This is a genomic window from Gardnerella sp. DNF01144, from assembly GCF_049244245.1.
Lineage (GTDB): Bacteria > Actinomycetota > Actinomycetes > Actinomycetales > Bifidobacteriaceae > Bifidobacterium > Bifidobacterium piotii.
In genome coordinates, this window is sequence record NZ_CP058390.1 from 930,643 (window position 1) to 951,747 (window position 21,105).

The following is a 21,105-nucleotide window of genomic DNA, read 5'->3' on the forward strand; positions in this document are numbered from 1 at the left end:
ACAACACGTAAGAGGCGGAGCGTTGTGAGACAAGAAACACCCAGCCCTCCTACACACCAAATAGGAAGTCGCGCAACAGTAAGGTTGGCAAAGATTTGTGCGAGATATCAGTATTGATGATGCGTATGATCGTGCATAACGTCTTTATGCTCCGATGCGTGCGGAATGTGCAAAACGCGCATACGGTCAATCGCCCTGCGCGCAAGCTGATGAGCAGAGCCAGTGCCTTCTCCCTTAACGCCAAAAATAACAATCAACGCCATAATAGCCGTAATAATCGCGCTAATTCGCAAAGTCCATTGCACGCCAAAAATACTAGCCGCAACATTATCCGCACTTCCAACACCCGTAAGCAAGTGATGCCATTGCGTAAAAGTAGCCATTGTTACAACAAGCACAGGCGCACCAATCGCACCCCAAAGCTGACGCATTGTATTAGTCACAGCCGACCCGTCGCCAAGCTCGCTTTGTTGCAAACAGTTTAACGACCACGTTGTAACAGGCATAAGCAAGAATCCCATACCAATTTGACGCGTAAATTGCCAAATAGAAATCCACCAAATCCACGTATGCATGTCTATAAGGCTCATCATTACTGTGCCAAAAAGCAAAATCAACGAGCCAGCCATTGCCACTGGCCGCACGCCAAAACGATCGAGCATGCGTCCGCCAAAGTATTGCGAAATGGCCATTCCAAACGCGCCAGGCAAAAGCACGAGTCCGCTCATAGTGGCGGAAAAACCGCGATCAGACTGAATATAGAGTGGAATAACAACCATAATCGAGCTAAATGCAAAGAACGTTAAGCATGCGCAAGCCGTTCCAATTGTAAAATAGCGATTCTTCAAAACGTTAATGCCAAGTAGTGGTTGCTTACCACTAGCGTGCGCGCGCAACTGTCTCGCAACAAACCATGCAACTCCGCACGCACCAACAAGCATAGGCGCCCAAGAAAACGCGCTAGAAATTCCGTACGCTTCAATGTTTGTAAAGCCAAACATAACGCCGCCGAAACCAATAATCGAAAGACCAACGGAGAAAAAGTCGGCTTTTGCGCTGCGATCTTGCTCGCCAAAATTATGCAAGAAGAACGCAGAAAGAACAATAGAAATTACGCCAATAATGCTAAGCGAAAGAAAGATTGAACGCCACCCGTTGAAATCAGTTTGCATGCCTCCAACAGTTGGCCCGATTGCTGGCGCAATGCTCATAGCCATGCCAACGCTGCCCATTGCCATTCCACGCCGCGTTACTGGATACACAGAAAACACGGTGATTTGCAACACGGGCCACATAACGCCAGTACCAATCGCCTCTAAAGTGCGGCCAGCCAACGCCATAATAAAATCATTGCTAAGCCACGCCATAATCGAGCCAAGCGTAAAAAGAATCATAGACGATATAACGATTTGACGCGTGGAAAATCGCCTAGTTAAAAACGCAGTAAGCGGCACCATAATGGCCATAATCAACTGAAAAATAGACGTAAGCCACTGACCTGTAGTAACGCTAATGTTAAATTCGCGAACAATCGTTGGCAGCGCGGCCGTAAGTTGCAATTGCGCAAAATTACCAATAAAAGTTATAAAAGTTAGAATTGCCAAAGAAACCAAGGCTGCTCGCGTAAGACGATTGTTCTTATACGCTTGCTCACCAACAAGAGCATGGCTAAGTTCACGCAAATTCCCAAAAGGCTTGCATTTATAAGACTTGCTAGCAGAGTCACTACTCTTATTAAACCATGATTTTCTAGGCAATATTGTCACTTAAACTTCCTTCCATATTTGCAAAACACGCATAAAATAATCAGCGATTATTGCAAAACCAAGAAACATACTCGACTCTACAATAATCGCCTTAAAACAAGCCTATAAGTCTACTCCGTGAGTTTGTTGTTTACAAAGCTACAAACTACAAACTACAAACACACGATTCTCAAAAACCAACGATTCTCAAAAGATTCATTACACGCCAAATCAGTAGCTACACGCCAAATCAGTAGCTTCGATGCGACAACCAATGCCTATACGCGCCTTGAATCGACCCATAACGACCATTGCAATAATTCCAGAACCAACGAAGCTGAGTTTGATAATTAGTTGCCCAATCGGCTCCCATAGAAGACATCTTTCTTCCAGGCAAAGCTTGTGGCAAACCGTATGCGCCAGAAGGATTCATAGCGTTTACGCGCCAGCCTGATTCGTGCGAAATAATAAACACGGTAGCAGTAAAATCAGCCTCGCTATATCCGTTTGAAAGCAGCCACGAATGCGCCCACTCTTGCATCTCGCCTGCTGGAACAGTGGTTCCAATAGACGCAGCAAAATCAGAATCTACACTAGCACCGCCAGTTCCAACAAGAACAACCCTATCTTTTGGAGCTTGCTTAACAAAAGATACAAAAACATTGGAAGACAAAATCTTCTTACCTGCACGCGTAACAATTTTGCTTGTTTCCATAACACCAGGCGCGCCCTGCTCTTTAACCTTTTCCGTGCCTTTTGGAAGAGCAGATGTCTCTTTTTTAACCGTATTAAACGCAATAGGCTCGTCGGAAGTTTCTAACTTTGCTCCCGCACGCTTAATAGTTATAACTGTAGATTCGCTAACCTTTGAATCAAGAGACGGCGTAACAACGTCGTGTGAATCCAAAGTTATGTCTCCCGCTTCTAAAACGGACTTAACATTTGTAAAATCTGTTCCAAAAACCGCGCGATGATGGCCATTTATATTTACAGTAATATAAGAAGTTGCGCCTTTTTTAGATGGTTTAAGCGAGTTTCTGTATGCACCACGAGAAACCTGATTTTCGCTATCTGTAGCCGAATAGGCGGTTACATAAGACTTTGCGGAATTTGATTTGGAACCAGAATAAAAGTTTCGAGAAACAATTCCAAGAACTACAACAGCCACAATACTAACAAAAATTGCTGCAACTCTTGCCCATTGACGCATGCTCAATGAAGTAAGCGTAACAGTTTTCTTTCTGTGACTTGTCATAACTCTCCTTGATAGAAGTTAGTGCAAAGTGTAAATCTAAAACGTTATACGATCTTTTATACGATCTTTAGTTATACGACTTTTTGCACAAAGTATATATAATTGTAGTCTTATGTAAAGAGAAGCGCTAAAAATCAAGGTTCTTGCGATTATTTCACACTCTTATTAAATTCGCTTTACTCGCTTACAGAATCACCTTCATTATCTTTATTATTTTCATCATCTTTACTAGAATCATAAGCCTTAGCTTGATTAACTAAATCTTCTAAATCAGCGGGAAGCAAAGCGCCAGCTTGACGATAAATAACATCTCCGCGCTTAATAACCATAACTGTTGGAACCGCTTTAATCGCAGCTGCACTCGCCAAATCTGGAGACTGATCAATGTCTACTTTAACAAACGGAACATCTTCAAACTTTGCGCTTACTTGCTCAAAAATCGGCCCAAAAGCACGGCAAGGACCGCACCAAGTGGCCCAAAAATCAACAACAACTACCTCGTTGGTGCTTGCAATCTTCTCAAAATCTTCTTGAGTAGCGTGAATAAGTGCCATTTTTACTCCTTAAAACAAGATTTAATAAATTTTACACGTACACATGCTCATTTGCGTATGCCATTCGCACCATGCTCATACGCATTATCTGTCGCCTTACGGCACTAGGCTAGAAAACATGCTTGATATCCAATTTATTCGTGAACATGCCGACGTAGTTAAGGAGTCGCAACGCAAACGTGGCGAGTCCGTAGAACTTGTCGATGAAGTGCTTCGCGCAGATGATTTGCGCCGCACAAGCTTAAAGGCATTTGAGGCAGCTAGAGCCGATCAAAAAGCAATTGGCAAAAAGGTAGCTGCCGCAAGCGCTGATCAAAAAGCCGAACTTATTGCACAAACAAAAGAGTTAGCGCAAAAAGTTGCACAGTTTAAGGCTCAATCCGAGCAAGCTACTGCCGACTACACAACAGCAATGTGGAAGCTTTCTAACATTGTAGAAGACGAAGCTCCAGAAGGCGGAGAAGACGACTACGTTGTTGTTAAAAAGGTTGGCACACCTCGCGACTTTGCAGCAGAAGGCTTTGAGCCAAAAGACCACTTGACTCTTGGAACTGGCGTTGCTGGAATCGATATGCGCAGAGGCGTTAAGGTTGCAGGTTCGCGCTTCTACTTCTTGCGCGGAGCTGTGGCACGCTTGCAAATCGCAATGCTTACAATGGCTGTAGACCAAGCAGAAGAGCACGGCTTTACGCTTGCGATTACGCCAACACTTGTGCGTCCAGAAGTTATGCGCGGAACTGGATTCTTAAATTCGCACGCAGACGAGATTTATCGCCTTCGCGAGCCAGATGACCAATACCTAGTTGGCACATCCGAGGTTGCTCTTGCTGGCATGCATGAGGATGAAATCCTTGACTTAAGCAATGGCGCTTTGCGCTACTGTGGCTGGTCGAGCTGCTACCGCCGAGAAGCTGGTGCTGCTGGAAAAGATACTTCTGGCATTATTCGCGTGCATCAATTCGATAAGGTAGAAATGTTTGTTTATTGCAAGCAGGAAGATTCTCGCGCAGAACATCAAAAGTTGCTTGGAATGGAGCAAGAGATGCTCGCTAAGGTGGAAGTGCCTTACCGCATTATCGATACCGCTGCTGGCGACCTTGGCTCTTCTGCTGCTCGTAAGTTTGATTGCGAAGCTTGGGTTCCAACTCAGGGTCGCTACCGCGAGCTTACTTCTACTTCTAATTGCACTGAGTATCAGGCTCGTCGCTTGAATGTTCGCGAGCGCATAGAAGATGGCGGAACTCGCCCAGTTAGCACGCTTAATGGCACTTTGGCTACTACTCGCTGGCTTGTTGCTATTTTGGAAAATCATCAGCACGAAGATGGTTCGATTGACATTCCAAAAGCTATGCAAGCATACATGGGCGGCAAAGAGGTTATTGAGCCTACTAAGTGGGAAGCCTAAAAAGCCTAACATAGCTTTAAGTCTTTAATTTAACGTTGATTAATAAGTGTGCAAATCAGTTTTGGTTTGCACACTTTTTTTATTTGCACAACGCCGCTTTTTGTACGTGATTTAGGCCAAAAATGGTACAAAATGCGGAAAATCGAAGTACATTCGCACAGCGAACGTCGATGCCACAACGCAACAACACAACACCGCTCACCGCTCACCGCTCTACTTTGTAGGCAGCTCTTGCGCAGAACACCCGTGCAAAACAGACGCCATACTCTGCTTTTCGGCGCTTGTAATGCTAAGGTCGTACTTATACTTAACAGCAATCTGCCTAGCTACATAACCGCATCTAAAAGACTTATTAGATGGAAGCCAATAGGCCGCAGAAGCAGAGCCTTTTTCTTGGTTTGCTGCTCCTTGCACGGCAAGAAGGTTAAGCATATCGTTACCAAACTTAAGTCGCTTAGCGCGATTCCACTTCCAAGCACCCGACTGCCAAGCGTTTTCTAGAGCCACAACGTGGTCAATTTGAACAAGCGAGCTAGTTTTTCTGCCTCGCACAAAGTTAATATCTAATCCTGTATATGGATCGTGTAAAAGCCCAGACGCAACTTTGCAAGATCCCGCATACTTAAAGCGAACATGCGTTAAATCGCGCGCAAGAACGTCTTCTCGAACATCACAACCGTTTTTATCATCGTCTGTAGTTCTATACCCAAAAACGCTTCTGTTATATCCAGAAGCATGCGACTTATCTACTTTTAACTTGCTAAGCTTTTCTGCAGCATCTCCACTGGCAACGTATTCTCCAGTAATATTCCCAACATCTTGGTTGAGTTTAGGCAAAACTAAGCCAATAACAATTCCTATAAGAATCGCGAGCGCAATAAGCCATATAAAAGACGTTACGCTCCTAGAGATTGGAGCGTTGCTATAGCGCGCATCACCTACTCTACGGTTACTACGACTACTACGGTTACTACGATTGCGCAGCATGATTAATATCTACAACCCAAGGAATACGACGTATAACAATGTTGAGCACTTGCTGAATAAGGCTAATAAGAATAATGATTGCCATAACTGCGTACACAACGTTCCATTGCGGATTCTTAGTTACAAGCGGATGTATTGTGCTAGAAACAAGCATTATTGCGTTTGCGATTCCAATAAGAGAAACCGACATAAGAATCGCTTGCATTCTGCCGACTTTGCGCGATAATCTTACGCGTTGCTGAGCCAATTTTCGCATTGAATCAACAACTCGTTTAACGCAATAGTCTCCTTGACGGAATGCCAATACTTCTTGCAAACCAAGCTCTACATCATCTACTTCTAGTTCAACCATTTTTTGATCTAGATGAACTTTATTAATAAAGCTTTTAAGGCTCAAACTAAACAATCCTGGGATTACAAACACGATTAGCAAACAAATCACAGACGCAAAAATCGCGATTTGAACACTAAAATAGCTTAGCAAAACGATTGCTGGAATAATCGAAAGAATCATTCCAACGCTCATACTAAGACCTGCCTTGTGTAAGTGAGCGTGATGAAGGTCTAGTCCTGCAAAAGACGCAACAAGCGTTAAGCATCTTAAGCATGCGCAAACAACTACAACAAGAACGTAGTCTTTAACACCTAAGCCAAAAAGCGGCCTGCTTGCTATAGCAAACATTGCTGCGATTGCGCAAACAGGAATCAACAAAGCACAAACAATGTTTATTACAGTTGAGAAGGCACTGAGAATGGCAAATAATGCTTTCTTTAAGTAAGACACTTTTGATTTTTTGCCACTATTATGCGCAATATTCTCACGCTCATTTTCACGCTCATCGCCACTTGAATCGCTACTTGTATCGTCATTGTGCGCGCGTAAATCGCCATTTGAATCACCACTTAGTGCGCCTACAGATGCAGCTCGCGCACGCGAATCACTAAACACACTAACTTTAACTAAATTGTCTGCACTAGTGGCGTAGCTATCGCTTGGAAGAAACACAAGAATAGTTGCTTTTTTGGCAATTTTGCGCAAAATATCGCATAAGTTTTTAGCTTCTTTAGCGCTAATGTTTTTAGAAGAATAGTCAAAAATGTATACAGGAGTGCGGCGAATCAACGCGCGTGCCATAACAAGTCGCCTAAGAATGTCTTGCTTATTTTCGGCATGAATATTTTCTACTCGCAAGTCTAAACCGTTGTAATCTGCATAAACAACACCATCCGCGCGAGCAGCCCCAAGTGCCTGCCACATAGACGTTGTAGTAGCATTTTTAGACGCCATCAGTAAGTTTTCTCGCAAAGTGGCAGAAAACATGTGACTATTCTTGCGAACAATCGTTACAAGATCCGCCAATGCACCAGGATCTACATTATTTAGAGTTATATAAGAAGGATTTCCCACAATATCGCCAAAATCAGATGCCACAAATGGCGAATCCGCACCCAAATCAGGCAAAGCGTAACTATCACTGTAAGATAGCGCAACATTCGATTTAGAACTAAAAGTAACGCCATTAATAACGTTATTCGCAACTAAATCGTAATACTCGCTTGGCATTACATTCAGTTTTCCACTAGAAACATTAAAAGATGCGCGCAAAGGACGATTATTCTTAACAAAATTACAACGAACATGAAGAGAAACGTTGCTAGCGCCATCTGGAATACTCAAAGACGACTTATTGTCTATTTTTTCTAGCACGGATTGTGAATATTCGGAATCCAAAGTAGATGAATTATTGGAAGAACCACCATTAGCAGCAACACTTTTGAACAAATTGCCAATATTATTTAGCCCCAAAACAGCACGATTTTTAATATGCATGCAATTAGCAACTCGGCGAATTGGATCCACGCTTAACATAAGCAGAGGCAAAGTTAGCATTGCTGCAGGAAGACCAACAGACCTAACTGAAAGAAGCCAAACCGTGCAAACAACAGCAACCGCAACCATAAAATACGCCAAAAAAGCGCACAAACAACGCAACAAAACACGAACGTTATAAAGCGCAGTACAAAGAGCTAAAGCAGAAAAAACGGCCGCAACGAGGCAAATACTCGCTAGATAAGTGTTGATTGAGAACAACGCAATGCTAACAGCAAAAGGCATAGGAAAAGCTGCAAAAATTTGCGGCAAAAGCAAACCAGCCCAACGCTGAACCCAAGCAATATCTTCATTTACGCAAATCGAAGAATATTCAACAGAATCATTACGGTTAGCCGAACTGAGCGAAATCATAGATCGCAACATCTTCGGTCGAAGCTTCATAGCTACGCGAGTGCCAATCTCGGTAGAAAAAATACAAGATTGATGGAAAGCAATGTATTTTATAATCAAAATACCAACAAGCGAAATCAAATAAGACGTTAACTCAACGGAGCTAAGCAAAGATTTACCAGTATATTTTGCTGGAATCAAAATAGGCGAAAGAATACCAACACAAACATACACAAAACCGATGTTTGCAAGAGAAGATATAGCAAGACACGCCGCTCTTAAGGCAACCAGATGTTTAACACCTGGAACAAAAGCAAAGAAACGACTAATCATTTAACTATCCTTTTCTTGTTCATAAAACCTACAAAATCAACGTAGTTATATTATGCATAAGAGCGAACACATTTAACCAGTGCAAACAAACACAAAAACAGTCAAACATCTAAATATCTAAACATCAAACATCAAACATCAAACAAATCTAATACTCACAGCACATCTAACATCTAAACTCTTAAAGCACTATAAATCACTTTTCAAACCCGTAAAATGCACTTCTACAAGCACTCTCTAACACACAGATTCGCTACCTATTACAACACATAAGATTACGCTAAACGCCAGGCATCAACACGCCGAATTGTAGATTGCTAGCTACACAAAATGCGCACTACCCCAAATGCCAACTCAAACGGTGCAAATCGCTAGCGCCGTGCTCAAGAATCGCATCCCTATGCGCTTTAGAACCATAGCCCTTGTTATGCGCCCAATCGTAAACAGCATATTTTGGATTTTGCGCTAAATCAATCATCAACGAATCTCGAGTCACCTTTGCAATAACAGAAGCCGCAGAAACACTAGCACACTTTTGATCTGCCTTAACTAAAGTGTGAACTTTTACAGAAAATTGCATACTAGGCGCATCAAAAGTACCTAAAGCTTTGCCAACGTAATTGAACGGACCGTCCAAAATCGCAGCAATCCGCGCATCTTTAAGGCTAGAGCGCATGCGATTTTGAACATCGTTAATTGCATTAATCGCAGCAACACCAAGAGCGTAGCTAATACCCCACTCGTCAATTTGACGATTTGTACAAGAGCCAACAGCAAAAGCATCGCACCAATTTTCAATCGGATCCAGTAGACCCTCTCGCTTATGCGCATTAAGAAGCTTAGAATCCGCTAAACCTTGCGGAAAACTACCCGATTTAATCTTTTGCGCACTAAAAAGCGCTGCACCAACCATAACAGGACCAGCAAGACTACCGCGGCCAACTTCGTCTAAGCCAATAACCCAGTCAAATCCGCTGCTTATAAGGTTTTGCTCAAAGTCAAAAGATGGAATAATTGCCAAATTTGCCTACTCTTAACTACTTATTTGCACTACTTATTTGCGATATCTACTTATGCTTAATTACGTCTACTTACGTCTACTTATTTGCAGATTTGGCTTTTACATCGTCAAAAGCATCGCTGTGATTTTCAAAAATACCCATACGATTAAGTGGCCAAAAACGCATAAACGCAACGCCTTCAATTTTAGAAATTGGCACTAAACCGTCGTCTCCATCGTTCTTATGATACCTAGAATCCGCGGAATTAGCGCGATTATCTCCAAGAACAAAAACGTGACCTGGCTTAACTTTTACCTTAAACGCAAACGCGCTCGGACTTACTCCTGGCCTAATGTAAGCAGATTCAAGAACTGGAACGCCATTAACCAAAATCGGGTCGCCATCTCCCTTGCACTCAACTGTATCTCCAGGAAGACCAATAAGACGCTTAATTAAATCTTTGCCTGCAAGAATGCCACCACTGCTGCTTTCTCCACTTAGCCAATTAGCGGGATCTTCGAAAACAACAATATCACCACGATTTAGCGGAAAAACCCTAGGAGTTAGTTTAGATGTAACAACGTAATCGCCTATATGAATTGTGTCTAGCATAGATCCCGACGGTATAAAATACACGCCAAGAATAAAAATACGCAAAAGAATCACAACAATAATAGGAACAAGATACCAAGCAATAAGCTCTTTCCAAGAAGTTTTGAAAAGCTTTACTGTTCTTGCTTTAGAGCCATTTTGCTCTTGAGAATTTTGACGATTATTTTGCTCCGAATTATTACCACGCAAAGCGTAATTCGTATAATCGCGATTATTCACGCAATTACCAGAAACGTGATTTCCCCTGATTTTGCAATGTTTAGAGTGCATACCAGCCCCAGCACTCTTAGAGCCAAAATTAAAAACGCTCATAACACCAAAGCCAGAAGCAAGATTACGCTTGACTTCTGGCTCGGGTGGAACAGGAGAAGGATTCAAGCCGTGACCTGCTACATTAACAATATGATTATCGCTATTTTGCAAGTCTTCGGAATGCATATTAATCCTTATGTAAATCCTTAACCTAAATAAATTTACTTAGCAGCGCTGTTGTCACGACGCTCGGCAATACGAGCAGCCTTGCCACGCAAAGCGCGCAAGTAGTAAAGCTTAGCGCGACGAACGCGACCACTACGAACCAGCTTAATCGAATCGATAGCTGGAGAATGAAGTGGGAAGCGACGCTCAACACCAGTACCAAAGCTAACCTTACGAACAACAAAAGTCTCGCGAACGCCAGCACCCTTACGAGCAATAACTACGCCAGTAAAGGTCTGAATACGAGTGTTGTTGCCTTCCTGAATCTTAACGTTAACGTCAACAGTATCTCCAGGACGGAAAGCTGGGATTTCTTCTGCAGCCTTAAGATGCTTAGCATCAAATGCTTCTACAGCATTCACCATAATAATTCCTCCATCGCCGCCGCATATCAGCGCAAGTTTTATCAAAGTAAATTGTCTAATTTTAATTTTGACTTTTTAACTTTACTTTGAATAATCTTTCCCAAAAAGTTTGCTTTTTGGGGCTTCCATCCGCCAATCTTCAAAAGCTGGCTAGACTACTAATAAGCAGACTATGCGGCATCCGCTTATTGAAAGCATACGAACATAAATTTATGCTCAATAATGGACATTATTTAGCACTATTTCGCACTATTTTATCACGCAACGCCATTAAGCGGCGCTGTTTCAACAGTACGCGTTAACTCGTCGTCGTCTGCATCGTAGTCAAAAAGCTCACCATAACGGCCCCAGCTAATCGCAATATCAAATTGCTGACGAGCCAAAGCGTCCGTATGCTTACTGCGAAGCAAATCCAAAATCAACTCACCGCGAAGCTTGCCGTTGCGGTTTCGACTCAAAGCCTGGTCAATCGCGTGAACAAGAGGCGCATGCTCAATCGCAAGTCGCGCAAACACCTGCTTGCTGTGCAAAATGTCGGCATTATGCCACTCTTGACCAGCTTGCGTAATCGTAATATGGCCATTTTCTGCTGTTAGCAAATCAAGCATTGTTCCAGCATCCACAAGCGGGAACAAGTCATCGATTTCAAACGACAAATCCGCAGCCAAATCAGCCAAATCAATGCCATCTGGCTCTTCCGATATAACGTCTAGCAAACCAGCCATGCCTCCTGGCGTTGCATTAGGCAGCAAGCGCACAGCAACTGGCTCTGGCTTTTGCTCGCCCGCATCCGCTTGCTCTTCGTTTTGTTTAGCTTCCACTTCTGCATCGTAATGCTTTTGAATAAGCATATCTGCGATTGCAGCAGCCTCAGTTTCTTCCGCATCCGCTTGCTCCGCAGGCAAAGAGTCGCTAGCAGCACTAGACGAATCGCTAGCAGCCGACGAATCCGCATTCTGCGATTCAAGATCGCTTTCTGGATTCGAGCCAGTCAAAATAGCATAAAGATTATCTACCATCGCCTCAAATTCAGCACTATGCTTGTCTCTTGGTCGAGGCAAATCAACTTGCACATCTGCAATCAAATGACCTGGATGAGACCCCAAAACCACCACGCGATCCGCCATTTGCACAGCTTCTTCAATATTGTGCGTAACAATTAAAACAGACTTAATATCGCGTTCTTCGCTAGACCAAAGCTTAAGCACTTCTTGGCGAAGATTTTCTGCTGTAAGAACGTCGAGAGCCGAGAATGGCTCATCCATAAACAAAGCGTCTGGGCGCAAAACAAGCGCGCGAGCAATGCCTACACGCTGGCGCATACCGCCCGAAAGCTCCTTTGGGTACGCTGTTTCAAAGCCGTCCAAGCCGATTGCATCTATTGCTGCGAGCGCAAGCTCCGTGCGCTTCTCTTTACTAACGCCTCTAGCGCGCAAGCCAAGCTCCACATTGTCTTGAACTGTAAGCCACGGCATAAGTGCGAAGGTTTGGAAAACGATTGCCACTCCTGGGTTTGGCCCTGTAAGCTCGCGTCCGCGATACGTAACCGTTCCCTCTGTTGGCTGAATTAAGCCTGCCATTGTTCGCAAGAAGGTTGACTTTCCCGCGCCAGAACGCCCTAGAATTGCAACGATTTCGCCTTCACGCAGCGTAAACGATATGTCGTGAAGTACGTGCTGAGTAGTGCCACTATCCGAAGTAAAGCTCTGGCTTATGTGCTTTGCGTCAATAATGTCGCTTGTAATTGAAGACTGCGCAGCCTTTTGCGCGTTTTTGTTCAAAGTGTTCATAATTTTGCCAATCTTTTCGTAAAGTTTGTAAGTTTATAAGTTTAATTTTTGAATTTATTGATTTTATTTATATTGATTTAGCGATTAATGGCAACTAACAAGCAACTAATCATCGGTTACTTGCGATTAGCCAATCGTTTAATTCAACACGAATCTTTTTGCGGAGTACCTTTGCAAAGGCGCCCAGAACAGTCGATTACTTAACACAACTATTAAGCTCATAACAGTTACTCCCACAAGCGTTTTTACGGAATCACCAACGGTTGTTGCATTCGTAATATACGCGCCCAAACCTTGAGTTGCCATGTGATTCTTGCCGTATTCAACAATCTCTGCAACAATCGAAGCGTTCCAAGCGCCGCCAGCAGCCGTAATTCCGCCAGTACACCAAGATCCAAAAATCGCAGGCAAAACAAGAGTCTTCCACTTAAGTACACGATTTAATCTAAAGCTTCTTGTCATTTCTCGTAAATCGTCTGGAATCGCACTAGCGCCTGCAATAACGTTAAACAGAATGTACCATTGCGTGCCAAGCGCCATCAAAATAATACTTCCCCAGCCAAGGTCAATGTGCCAAGCCATAAACCACATCATTGCAAATGGGAATATAAAGTTTGCTGGGAAGCTAGCCAAGATTTGCACAACAGGTTGCATAATGCGAGAAATCTTAGGATTCATGCCAATATACACGCCTACTGGCACCCAAATCAGCGAGCTTACAAAAATCAACACTGCAACGCGCACAAAAGTCAAAGCGCCTAACGCTCCAGCTGTAACAAACTCTTGCAAACCCGTACGAGTTGCTACAAAGTAAAGCATTTGCGCAGCCGCAGCAATAATTAGAACAATCATTACAACGTTAAAAACTAAATCGCCAAGCTTGCGGGCAGACGCTTTACGAGGCCATTTTGCACCCGTGCGTCCGAATGGGCGCGTAGCCAATTCCAGCCACTCGCGAATAGGCGAAAACAGCTTGCTAATAACTTCGTCGGCATGCGAATGACGAATCAGCGTTAAAATCGCACTCTTTCGCTCTTCATCGGACGCGCTTTGCGTTATGCGGAATCGCTCTGCCCACGCGGTAAGCGGCTTCCAAAGGAAGAAGTCGATTGCAAGCACAACAATAATCATGGATAAAATGGCCCACCAAATATTTCCAAGCTTGTTTTCTGCAGCAGATTGCGCAACAAAGCTACCTACTCCAGGCAGCGCATAAGTGTGATTGTTTACGGAAATCATCTCGGAAGCAGTAAGGAAGAACCATCCGCCGCCAACGCTCATCATGCAATTCCAAAGCAGCGGAATCATTGCATTTGGCATATCCAGCACCCAGAATCTCTGCCAATGCGTAAGTTGCAAGCTGCGCACTGCCTCGTCTAACTCCTTAGGCTCACTTAAAAGCGAACGGTGGAATGAGAAAGTCATATTCCAAGCCTGGCTTGTAAAAATCGCAAAAATCGAAGCGGCTTCAACGCCCATCATCGATCCTGGGAAAATAACAAGCCAAATCGTTACTGTAGCCGAAAGGAAGCCAAGAATTGGAACGGATTGCAAAATGTCTAGCAACGGAATAAGCACCTTGCCCAAACGACGGCTGCGCGCTGCAAGAGATCCGTAAATAATCGTAAAAATCAGCGATGCTATAAGCGCAAGCATCATGCGGAACACGGATCTAAGCGTGTAATAAGGCAAATTAATAAGGTCTGTTGAAACCGCGGAAGGTATGCCACTAGGTCCAATCGGCTGGTTAATGCGCTGCAAAAGGAAAGCGCTTACTCCAAAAAGTGCGATTATGCCAACGCACACAATAATGTCGGACCAAAAACGAGTGTTTTCGTCTACTTGCGCGCTGGCACTACTTTTTCCAGATGTTGTAAATATTGTCATGATAAGTCCTCTGGTAACGCGTATTTTCTTTGAGAGCCGCTTATCACCACTATTTTGCGTAATCCTAATAAAGCTAGTAAGCCTAATCAGCTAAATCACTAAATCACTAAACGCAAGTATTTTGGCGGCGATTGCTGGCTTTTTATATTCAGGAGGAACGTCCGTACTACTACTAACACTGTCTGAATCGTCACTAACAGCGTTAACAGTATTAGCACTTTGATTACAGCCCGTACTGTCATGTTTCACAGCAATCACCTCCTTAAGTTCGTGCTAATTATAAAATATCGCCAATCTTGTGTCAAGCAACAAACTTTCCGCATTTTGTACCATATTTGGCCTAAAACACGTACAAAAAGCGGAACCAATCGACGCACTTTGTACCATATTTAACCCAAATCACGTACAAAAAAGCCCCTTGACAAGTAGACGCCAAGAGGCTTTTCAACAAGAGGCTTTAGATTAACAATCAAATAAGATTGCTACTCGCTCACTTACTTGCGATGAGCGCGGTAGAAGCGAATCAAGCTCTGCGTGGAAGCATCCTGAGCTGCCAAAGCGCTATCATCCTTAGAGATTGCAGGAGTAATCTGCTTTGCAAGCTGCTTGCCAAGCTCCACACCCCACTGATCGTAAGAATCCAAGCCCCAAACAGTGCCTTCAACAAAGGTGATGTGCTCGTAGAGAGCAATCAACTCGCCCAAGCTAAATGGAGTCAAAGCATCGCCAAAGATGGAAGTGGTTGGACGGTTGCCGCTAAATACGCGAGCTGGAACAATCTCTTCTGGAGTGCCTTCAGCGCGAACTTCGTCTGCAGTCTTACCGAAAGCAAGAGCCTTAGTCTGTGCAAGATAGTTGCCCAAGAAGAGCTCGTGAACATCTTGATCGCCATCTTTAGTAGGATTTGGCGTATTTACAAAGGCAATAAAATCAGCTGGAATAAGCTGAGTGCCCTGGTGAATCAACTGGTAGAAAGCGTGCTGGCCATTGGTGCCTGGCTCGCCCCAGAAGATTTCGCCAGTTTCGCTTGTTACAGGAGTGCCATCCCAGCGAACCGACTTGCCGTTGGATTCCATAGTGAGCTGCTGCAAATACGCTGGGAAGCGATGCAAGTACTGATCGTATGGAAGAACAGCGTGGGAAGCAACCTTGTAGAAGTTGCGGTACCAAACGTTGAGCATACCAAGAAGAACCACAACATTCTTCTCGAATGGAGTCTCAGCAAAGTAGGTATCGATTGCGTGGAAGCCCTTCAAGAATTCCTCAAAGCGCTCTGGTCCTAAAACAACAGCCAAAGAAGTGCCAACAGCGGAATCTACAGAGTAGCGGCCGCCAACCCAGTTCCAGAAGCCAAAGGCGTTGGTTGGGTTAATGCCGAACTCTTCAACCTTTTCGAGGTTGGTGGAAACAGCCACGAAGTGCTTTGCAACAGCTTCTGCCTTCTTTGCATCACTGCCGTCAATAACACCACTCTCCTGAAGCTTGTTAAGCAACCAAGTGCGAGCGCTACGAGCGTTAGTCAAAGTTTCCAAAGTGGTGAAAGTCTTAGAAACAATGATGAAAAGTGTGGTTTCTGGATCCAAATCCTTGGTCTTTTCGGCCATATCGTTTGGATCAATGTTGGAAACGTAGCGAGCGCTAATACCAGCGTCGGCGTATGGCTTTAAGGCTTCGTAAACCATGACTGGACCCAAGTCGGAGCCGCCAATACCAATGTTTACAACGGTCTTAATGTTCTTGCCAGTAACGCCCTTCCACTCTCCAGAGCGAACTTCGTTAGCAAAGTCGTAAATGCGACCCAAAACCTCGCGAACGTCTGCAACGGTATCTTGGCCGTCTACAATAAACTTGCCAGCGTCTTCGGCTGGGCGGCGCAAAGCAGTGTGCAAAACTGCGCGGTCTTCGGTGTTGTTAATGTGCACGCCAGTGTACATTGCCTTAGTGCGCTCGTCGAGCTTTACAGCCTTAGCAAGGTTTGCGAAAAGCTTAAGCGTCTCTGGCTTAATCAAATTCTTAGAAAGATCGAAGTGGAGGTCTCCAGCTTCGAAGCTCAACTTATCCACGCGATTTGCATCTTCGGCAAACCACTTCTTCAGGCTCACGCCTTCGGATTGCAACTCATCATAGTGCTTTTGCAATGCAGCCCATTCTGGGGTCTTAACGGCGTCAACTGGTGGATTGATGGCCATTTCTAGGTCCTTTCATCTTTATTATGTGATGTGATGATTTATAAATGTTTTATATAAATGTTTTAAGTCTAAGCACAATCTTTGGCACACTTAAACACAATGCAAAATCATCATGAATCGTAAGCAAAAATCATAATGTAAACAAGTGTAAAAATGAGCTTAAGCAAGGTGCTTGCATCACATCTTCCAATTGCCAAGATACTCACAAAAGCGGACAGAAATACACTTTGACTAGAACACATGCGAACATTACGGCGCGGCGCACTAGACAAAATCGAAATATTCATATATAGTATTTGATTTGTGCGCGAGTCGCGAATGCTTCTCGGGCAGCTGCCACTTTAGCTCAGTCGGTAGAGCGTCTCACTCGTAATGAGAAGGTCGACAGTTCGATTCTGTCAAGTGGCTCTTAAAAAACCCATTTTTTGCCTGTTTAGGCGATTTTGCGCGAGTGGCGGAATGGTAGACGCGCAGGATTTAGGTTCCTGTGTCTTACGACGTGTGGGTTCAAGTCCCATCTCGCGCACATTTTGTAGTTTAATCGCAAGCTAAAATCGTGAGTTTATCACCACTACTAATCGCAAATTAAATCACAACTACTCAATAAACATCGCCTTTAACTCAGGCAAAATCGCCCTCAAAGCGTTGCCGCGATGAGAAATCGCATTTTTTTCTTGCTGACTAAGTTGCGCGCTAGTTAAATCGTGCATTTGAACGCCATCCCTAACGGGCTGATTATTTGGCACAAAAAGCGGATCGTAGCCAAAACCATTGCAACCTCTAGGCTCGCGAATCAAACGCCCAACCATCTCTCCCACGCGAACAGTCTCAAAACCGTTATTTTTCCACATAGCGTTTTCCAGATCCGCATCAACGCAGTCTTTAGGAACAGCAAGAGCCGCCGCGCATCTAAATCGCGCAGTTCGGCATTCGTCTGGAATATCTTCCAGCTGCTTAAGCAAAAGCGCATTATTTGCTTTGTCATCTCCATGAACACCGCTCCAGCGAGCAGAAAGTATGCCTGGAGCCGCGCCCAAAACGTCTACAATCAAGCCAGAATCGTCAGCAACCGCAGGTAATCCAGTTCTTTGCGCAACGTCTCTAGCCTTGATTAGCGCGTTTTGCTCAAAAGTCACGCCTGTTTCCACTGGGTCTGGAAGCCCCAAAGAGCCAGCAGTAACAAGCTCAATGCGCTCCGATATTTCCGCAAACTCTTCGCTAAGAATCCGCTTAATTTCAACGAGTTTACCCTCATTATGCGTTGCCACAACAAGTTTCACGCTCGCCACTCCTTAGTAATTTATCTAATAAACAGACATAAATTTTTATAAACTTTATTTAATTTTGACTTAATTTAATTTTGACTTAAAGCTGCACGCTGAGCCGCTTGAAGCTCGCGATTCCCCTTAGATGCCAAATCAAGCAAAACGTTAAGCTCATCGCGATTAAACGGGCGATGCTCCGCTGTGCCTTGAATCTCAATAAAATTGCCCGAACCAGTCATAGCAACATTCATATCTGTCATAGCTTGACTATCTTCTACATAAGGCAAATCAAGCATTGGAGTGCCATTAATCACGCCCACTGAAACAGCAGAAACAGAGTCTTTAATAACGTTTTTAGCGCTGCGAATATGCTTGTGCTTTTCGGCCCAATTTAGCGCATCCACAAGAGCCACATACGCACCCGTAATCGAAGCTGTACGCGTGCCGCCATCTGCTTGAAGAACATCGCAATCGATTTGAATAAGGCACTCGCCCATTGCCTTCATGTCTATAACGCCCCTAAGGCAGCGACCAATAAGACGACTAATCTCGTGCGTGCGTCCGCCGATTTTGCCCTTAACAGACTCGCGATCGGTGCGCTCGGCAGTGGCCCTTGGAAGCATTGAGTACTCGGCTGTAACCCAACCTAAACCAGTGTCTCGCCTCCAGCGCGGAACTCCAATAGTAAAAGTGGCAGTACACATAACGCGCGTATTTCCGCACTCAATAAGAACGGAGCCTTCTGGAACGTTTGTAAAATTGCGCGTGATTTTTACTGGCCGCAACTCGTCCACGTCTCTGCCATCAAAGCGAATAGGTTTTACAGATTCCAACATATCCTTAATTTGAGCCATAATTCAACAATTTAGCACGCGGCATTAACTAGCACGTGGCATTAATCTTGAGCAAAATCGCGATGCAAAACTGTAGACTTTTGTATCAAATCTGCTCGCTGAGCTCAAGCCACTCTTCTTCTAACGCGCTAGATTCGCTTTGATTCGCCTGCAACTTCTCGTTAAGCTCTTGCAAGCCAACAAAATCGCTAGGATCGTGGCTTGCCATTTTTTGCTCAATCGCGCTTTTTTCTTCTTCAAGCTTTTCTAGCTTGCGCTCTATTGCAGCAACTCTTCTTGTAGCATCGTAGTACGCTTTTCCGCTTAATTTTGCTTCAGTTTTTTGATTTGACTTTTGATTTGACTTTTGATTTGAATCTAATCCAACACCTTCTGCAGACTCCGACTTTGACTCCGACTTACTCCCAGATTCCGCCGCAAAATCTGCCTTAGACTCTTGCATATTTGCACGCTCGTAGTCTTCCATAATCTTTAAATACTCATCAACTCCGCCTGGAAGATGGCGAATCTTGCCGTCAATCAACGCAAATTGCTGATCAGTCACTCGCTCAAGCAAGTATCTATCGTGCGAGACAACAATCAAAGTGCCTGGCCATGTGTCTAGTAAATCTTCCATAACTGCAAGCATGTCGGTGTCTAGATCGTTTCCAGGCTCGTCCATTATCAACACATTTGGCTCGTTTAGAAGAATCAAAAGCAATTGCATGCGGCGTTTTTGGCCGCCAGAAAGGTCTGCAATCGGCGTCATAAGCTGCTCTGGCTTAAAACCAAGCCTCTCCATAAGCTGACCAGGAGTCACTTCTTTGCCGTCGATTATGTAGCTTGGCTTGTATCGGCTCAAAACCTCTTTAACCTTATATTTTCCAAGCTTTTCCAGCTCTTCTAAGCGCTGAGAAAGAACGGCAAATTTTACAGTTTTGCCAATATTTACATGACCTTTAGTTGGACGCAAAGATCCGTCGATTATGCTTAAAAGCGTTGATTTTCCAGCGCCATTAGCTCCGACTATGCCGAATCTGTCTCCAGGTCCTATTAGCCACGTTTGATTGTCTAAAATCATGCGGCCGCTAATCGTTTTTTGTAATGCTGCACACGTTTCTTTTAATGACGATTCTTCTTGCAATAATGACGATTCTTGCGATTCTACTTGCGATTCTTCTACAGAAATCGTAACGCTACCATCATGCGTAGGTTGCGAAAATGGCGATTTTACAATATCCGCATCTGTTCCAACAGGCTTTGATGAATCCTCAAAAATTTGCGTAACGTCAATCAAATCAACAACTTGCTTGCCAAGTCGAGAAGTTGCCATTCTTTTTAGCTCAAGAGTATCTCGCATTGGTGGAACGTCTGCTATAAGCTCGCGAGCTTGCTTAACGTGGAATTTTTGCTTTGTAGAACGCGCTCGAGCACCTCTAGAAAGCCACGCAAGCTCTTTACGAGCCAAATTCCGCCTGCGCTCCTCGCGAACATCCGCCTGGCGTTCGCGCTCAACTCGCTGCATCATGTACGCACTGTAGCCGCCTTCAAACGGGTCGATTGCGCCATCGTGAACTTCCCACATAGAAGAGCAAACTTCGTCTAAAAACCATCTATCGTGTGTAACAAGCAAAAGAGCGCCCTGCCCGTCTTGCCACCTATGCAAAAGATGCTCCGCAAGCCAATGAATTGTAAGAACATCAAGATGATTCGTAGGCTCGTCCAAAGCCAAAATATCCCAATCATGCAGCAGAAGCCTTGCCAAATCCGCGCGCCTACGCTGTCCGCCAGAAAGCGTACCAACCTTAGCTTCAAGGTTGATTCCGCCCAAAAGAGCCTCCACAATTTCTCGCTGCTTTGAATCTGCAGCCCACTCGTAATCCTGGCGATTCTCCAATGCAACTTGGCGAACCGTAGCATTATCGTCTAGCGGATCTCGCTGGCTTAAAATGCCAAAAGTTAGGCCATTTCTACGCGTAACTCTTCCAAAATCTGGGCTAATCGCGCCTTGAAGAAGCTTTAAAAGAGTGGACTTTCCATCTCCATTTTTGCCTACGATTCCTATGCGATCGCCTTCAAAAACGCCTTGAGTTACGTCTTTGAAAATCGTTTTTGTTGCAAATTCAAGGGAAACATGTTCTAGTCCCAAATCATAAGTAGGCATAACTCACAAATATAGCTGT

16 protein-coding genes and 2 tRNA genes are annotated in these 21,105 nt (G+C 44.3%); 3 read left to right on the plus strand and 15 right to left on the minus strand.

Going from position 1 to position 21,105, the window contains the following annotated elements; translation table 11 throughout:
• Positions 1 to 107: 107 nt before the first annotated feature.
• From HXT36_RS03730 to trxA, 3 genes are all read right to left on the minus strand, one after another.
• Entirely contained in the window at positions 108 to 1,766 is a 1,659-nt protein-coding gene (locus HXT36_RS03730; protein ID WP_421778599.1) for an MDR family MFS transporter, read from the minus strand.
• Positions 1,767 to 1,995: 229 nt separating this feature from the next.
• Positions 1,996 to 3,000: a G5 domain-containing protein gene (locus HXT36_RS03735; RefSeq protein ID WP_032815959.1), complete on the minus strand. Its 1,005-nt coding sequence runs from the start codon at positions 2,998 to 3,000 to the stop codon at positions 1,996 to 1,998.
• A 176-nt stretch (positions 3,001 to 3,176) separates the two neighbouring features.
• Positions 3,177 to 3,554 (minus strand): thioredoxin, encoded by a 378-nt coding sequence (gene trxA / locus HXT36_RS03740; RefSeq protein ID WP_421778600.1) that lies wholly within the window; start codon positions 3,552 to 3,554, stop codon positions 3,177 to 3,179.
• Between the two features lie 118 nt (positions 3,555 to 3,672).
• On the opposite strand from trxA, the gene serS reads away from it, so the two are divergent.
• Entirely contained in the window at positions 3,673 to 4,959 is a 1,287-nt protein-coding gene (gene serS, locus HXT36_RS03745) for a serine--tRNA ligase (RefSeq protein ID WP_004131752.1), read from the plus strand.
• Between the two features lie 213 nt (positions 4,960 to 5,172).
• Here serS and HXT36_RS03750 read toward each other — a convergent pair whose 3' ends face one another.
• The 9 genes from HXT36_RS03750 to pgi all read right to left on the minus strand — a co-directional run bounded on the left by HXT36_RS03750 (position 5,173) and on the right by pgi (position 16,824).
• The gene (locus tag HXT36_RS03750; RefSeq protein ID WP_421778601.1) at positions 5,173 to 5,946 is read right to left on the minus strand and encodes an HNH endonuclease family protein; all 774 of its coding nucleotides are present in this window, start codon (positions 5,944 to 5,946) and stop codon (positions 5,173 to 5,175) included.
• Positions 5,930 to 8,503 (minus strand): hypothetical protein, encoded by a 2,574-nt coding sequence (locus HXT36_RS03755; protein WP_016808394.1) that lies wholly within the window; start codon positions 8,501 to 8,503, stop codon positions 5,930 to 5,932. Before HXT36_RS03755 ends, HXT36_RS03750 begins: the two co-directional genes overlap by 17 nt.
• A 337-nt stretch (positions 8,504 to 8,840) precedes the next feature.
• Complete coding sequence (locus HXT36_RS03760; RefSeq protein WP_116285552.1) at positions 8,841 to 9,524, minus strand: ribonuclease HII; 684 nt, start codon at positions 9,522 to 9,524, stop codon at positions 8,841 to 8,843.
• 76 nt (positions 9,525 to 9,600) lie between these two features.
• Positions 9,601 to 10,554 carry a signal peptidase I gene (gene lepB / locus HXT36_RS03765; RefSeq protein WP_016636362.1) on the minus strand — a complete coding sequence of 318 codons (954 nt, stop codon included), beginning with the start codon at positions 10,552 to 10,554 and terminating at the stop codon, positions 9,601 to 9,603.
• Between the two features lie 35 nt (positions 10,555 to 10,589).
• Positions 10,590 to 10,958 (minus strand): 50S ribosomal protein L19, encoded by a 369-nt coding sequence (gene rplS / locus HXT36_RS03770; RefSeq protein WP_004127473.1) that lies wholly within the window; start codon positions 10,956 to 10,958, stop codon positions 10,590 to 10,592.
• A 257-nt stretch (positions 10,959 to 11,215) separates the two neighbouring features.
• Positions 11,216 to 12,748, minus strand: a complete 1,533-nt coding sequence (locus tag HXT36_RS03775) for a nitrate/sulfonate/bicarbonate ABC transporter ATP-binding protein (RefSeq protein WP_421778602.1) — start codon at positions 12,746 to 12,748, stop codon at positions 11,216 to 11,218.
• Between the two features lie 138 nt (positions 12,749 to 12,886).
• Positions 12,887 to 14,635 (minus strand): ABC transporter permease, encoded by a 1,749-nt coding sequence (locus HXT36_RS03780; RefSeq protein ID WP_119529190.1) that lies wholly within the window; start codon positions 14,633 to 14,635, stop codon positions 12,887 to 12,889.
• A gap of 90 nt (positions 14,636 to 14,725) precedes the next feature.
• On the minus strand, positions 14,726 to 14,884 hold the full coding sequence (locus HXT36_RS03785) for a hypothetical protein (protein ID WP_196227847.1): 159 nt from the start codon (positions 14,882 to 14,884) through the stop codon (positions 14,726 to 14,728).
• Positions 14,885 to 15,129: 245 nt separating this feature from the next.
• Positions 15,130 to 16,824, minus strand: coding sequence for a glucose-6-phosphate isomerase (gene pgi / locus HXT36_RS03790; RefSeq protein ID WP_016793376.1), 1,695 nt, complete (start codon positions 16,822 to 16,824; stop codon positions 15,130 to 15,132).
• A 335-nt stretch (positions 16,825 to 17,159) separates the two neighbouring features.
• Between pgi and HXT36_RS03795 the strand changes: the two genes are divergently transcribed.
• Together HXT36_RS03795 and HXT36_RS03800 are read left to right on the plus strand one after the other, a co-directional pair.
• Positions 17,160 to 17,232: transfer RNA gene (locus HXT36_RS03795), tRNA-Thr, on the plus strand.
• A 37-nt stretch (positions 17,233 to 17,269) separates the two neighbouring features.
• A tRNA-Leu gene (locus HXT36_RS03800) sits at positions 17,270 to 17,350 on the plus strand.
• Positions 17,351 to 17,420: 70 nt separating this feature from the next.
• Here HXT36_RS03800 and HXT36_RS03805 read toward each other — a convergent pair.
• From HXT36_RS03805 to HXT36_RS03815, 3 genes are all read right to left on the minus strand, one after another.
• Positions 17,421 to 18,104 carry a non-canonical purine NTP pyrophosphatase gene (locus HXT36_RS03805; RefSeq protein WP_421778603.1) on the minus strand — a complete coding sequence of 228 codons (684 nt, stop codon included), beginning with the start codon at positions 18,102 to 18,104 and terminating at the stop codon, positions 17,421 to 17,423.
• A gap of 74 nt (positions 18,105 to 18,178) precedes the next feature.
• Positions 18,179 to 18,943, minus strand: a complete 765-nt coding sequence (gene rph, locus HXT36_RS03810; protein WP_020973255.1) for a ribonuclease PH — start codon at positions 18,941 to 18,943, stop codon at positions 18,179 to 18,181.
• Between the two features lie 85 nt (positions 18,944 to 19,028).
• Positions 19,029 to 21,086, minus strand: coding sequence for an ABC-F family ATP-binding cassette domain-containing protein (locus HXT36_RS03815; RefSeq protein WP_421778604.1), 2,058 nt, complete (start codon positions 21,084 to 21,086; stop codon positions 19,029 to 19,031).
• Positions 21,087 to 21,105: the final 19 nt, after the last annotated feature.

Coding starts and splice junctions, on each gene's coding strand:
- pgi (WP_016793376.1), bottom strand. CDS start 16,824: ATGGCCATCAATCCACCAGTTGACGCCGTTAAGACCCCAGAATGGGCT.
- HXT36_RS03780 (WP_119529190.1), bottom strand. CDS start 14,635: ATGACAATATTTACAACATCTGGAAAAAGTAGTGCCAGCGCGCAAGTA.
- HXT36_RS03750 (WP_421778601.1), bottom strand. CDS start 5,946: ATGCTGCGCAATCGTAGTAACCGTAGTAGTCGTAGTAACCGTAGAGTA.
- HXT36_RS03735 (WP_032815959.1), bottom strand. CDS start 3,000: ATGACAAGTCACAGAAAGAAAACTGTTACGCTTACTTCATTGAGCATG.
- rph (WP_020973255.1), bottom strand. CDS start 18,943: ATGGCTCAAATTAAGGATATGTTGGAATCTGTAAAACCTATTCGCTTT.
- HXT36_RS03815 (WP_421778604.1), bottom strand. CDS start 21,086: ATGCCTACTTATGATTTGGGACTAGAACATGTTTCCCTTGAATTTGCA.
- rplS (WP_004127473.1), bottom strand. CDS start 10,958: ATGGTGAATGCTGTAGAAGCATTTGATGCTAAGCATCTTAAGGCTGCA.
- HXT36_RS03755 (WP_016808394.1), bottom strand. CDS start 8,503: ATGATTAGTCGTTTCTTTGCTTTTGTTCCAGGTGTTAAACATCTGGTT.
- trxA (WP_421778600.1), bottom strand. CDS start 3,554: ATGGCACTTATTCACGCTACTCAAGAAGATTTTGAGAAGATTGCAAGC.
- serS (WP_004131752.1), top strand. CDS start 3,673: ATGCTTGATATCCAATTTATTCGTGAACATGCCGACGTAGTTAAGGAG.
- lepB (WP_016636362.1), bottom strand. CDS start 10,554: ATGCATTCCGAAGACTTGCAAAATAGCGATAATCATATTGTTAATGTA.
- HXT36_RS03775 (WP_421778602.1), bottom strand. CDS start 12,748: ATGAACACTTTGAACAAAAACGCGCAAAAGGCTGCGCAGTCTTCAATT.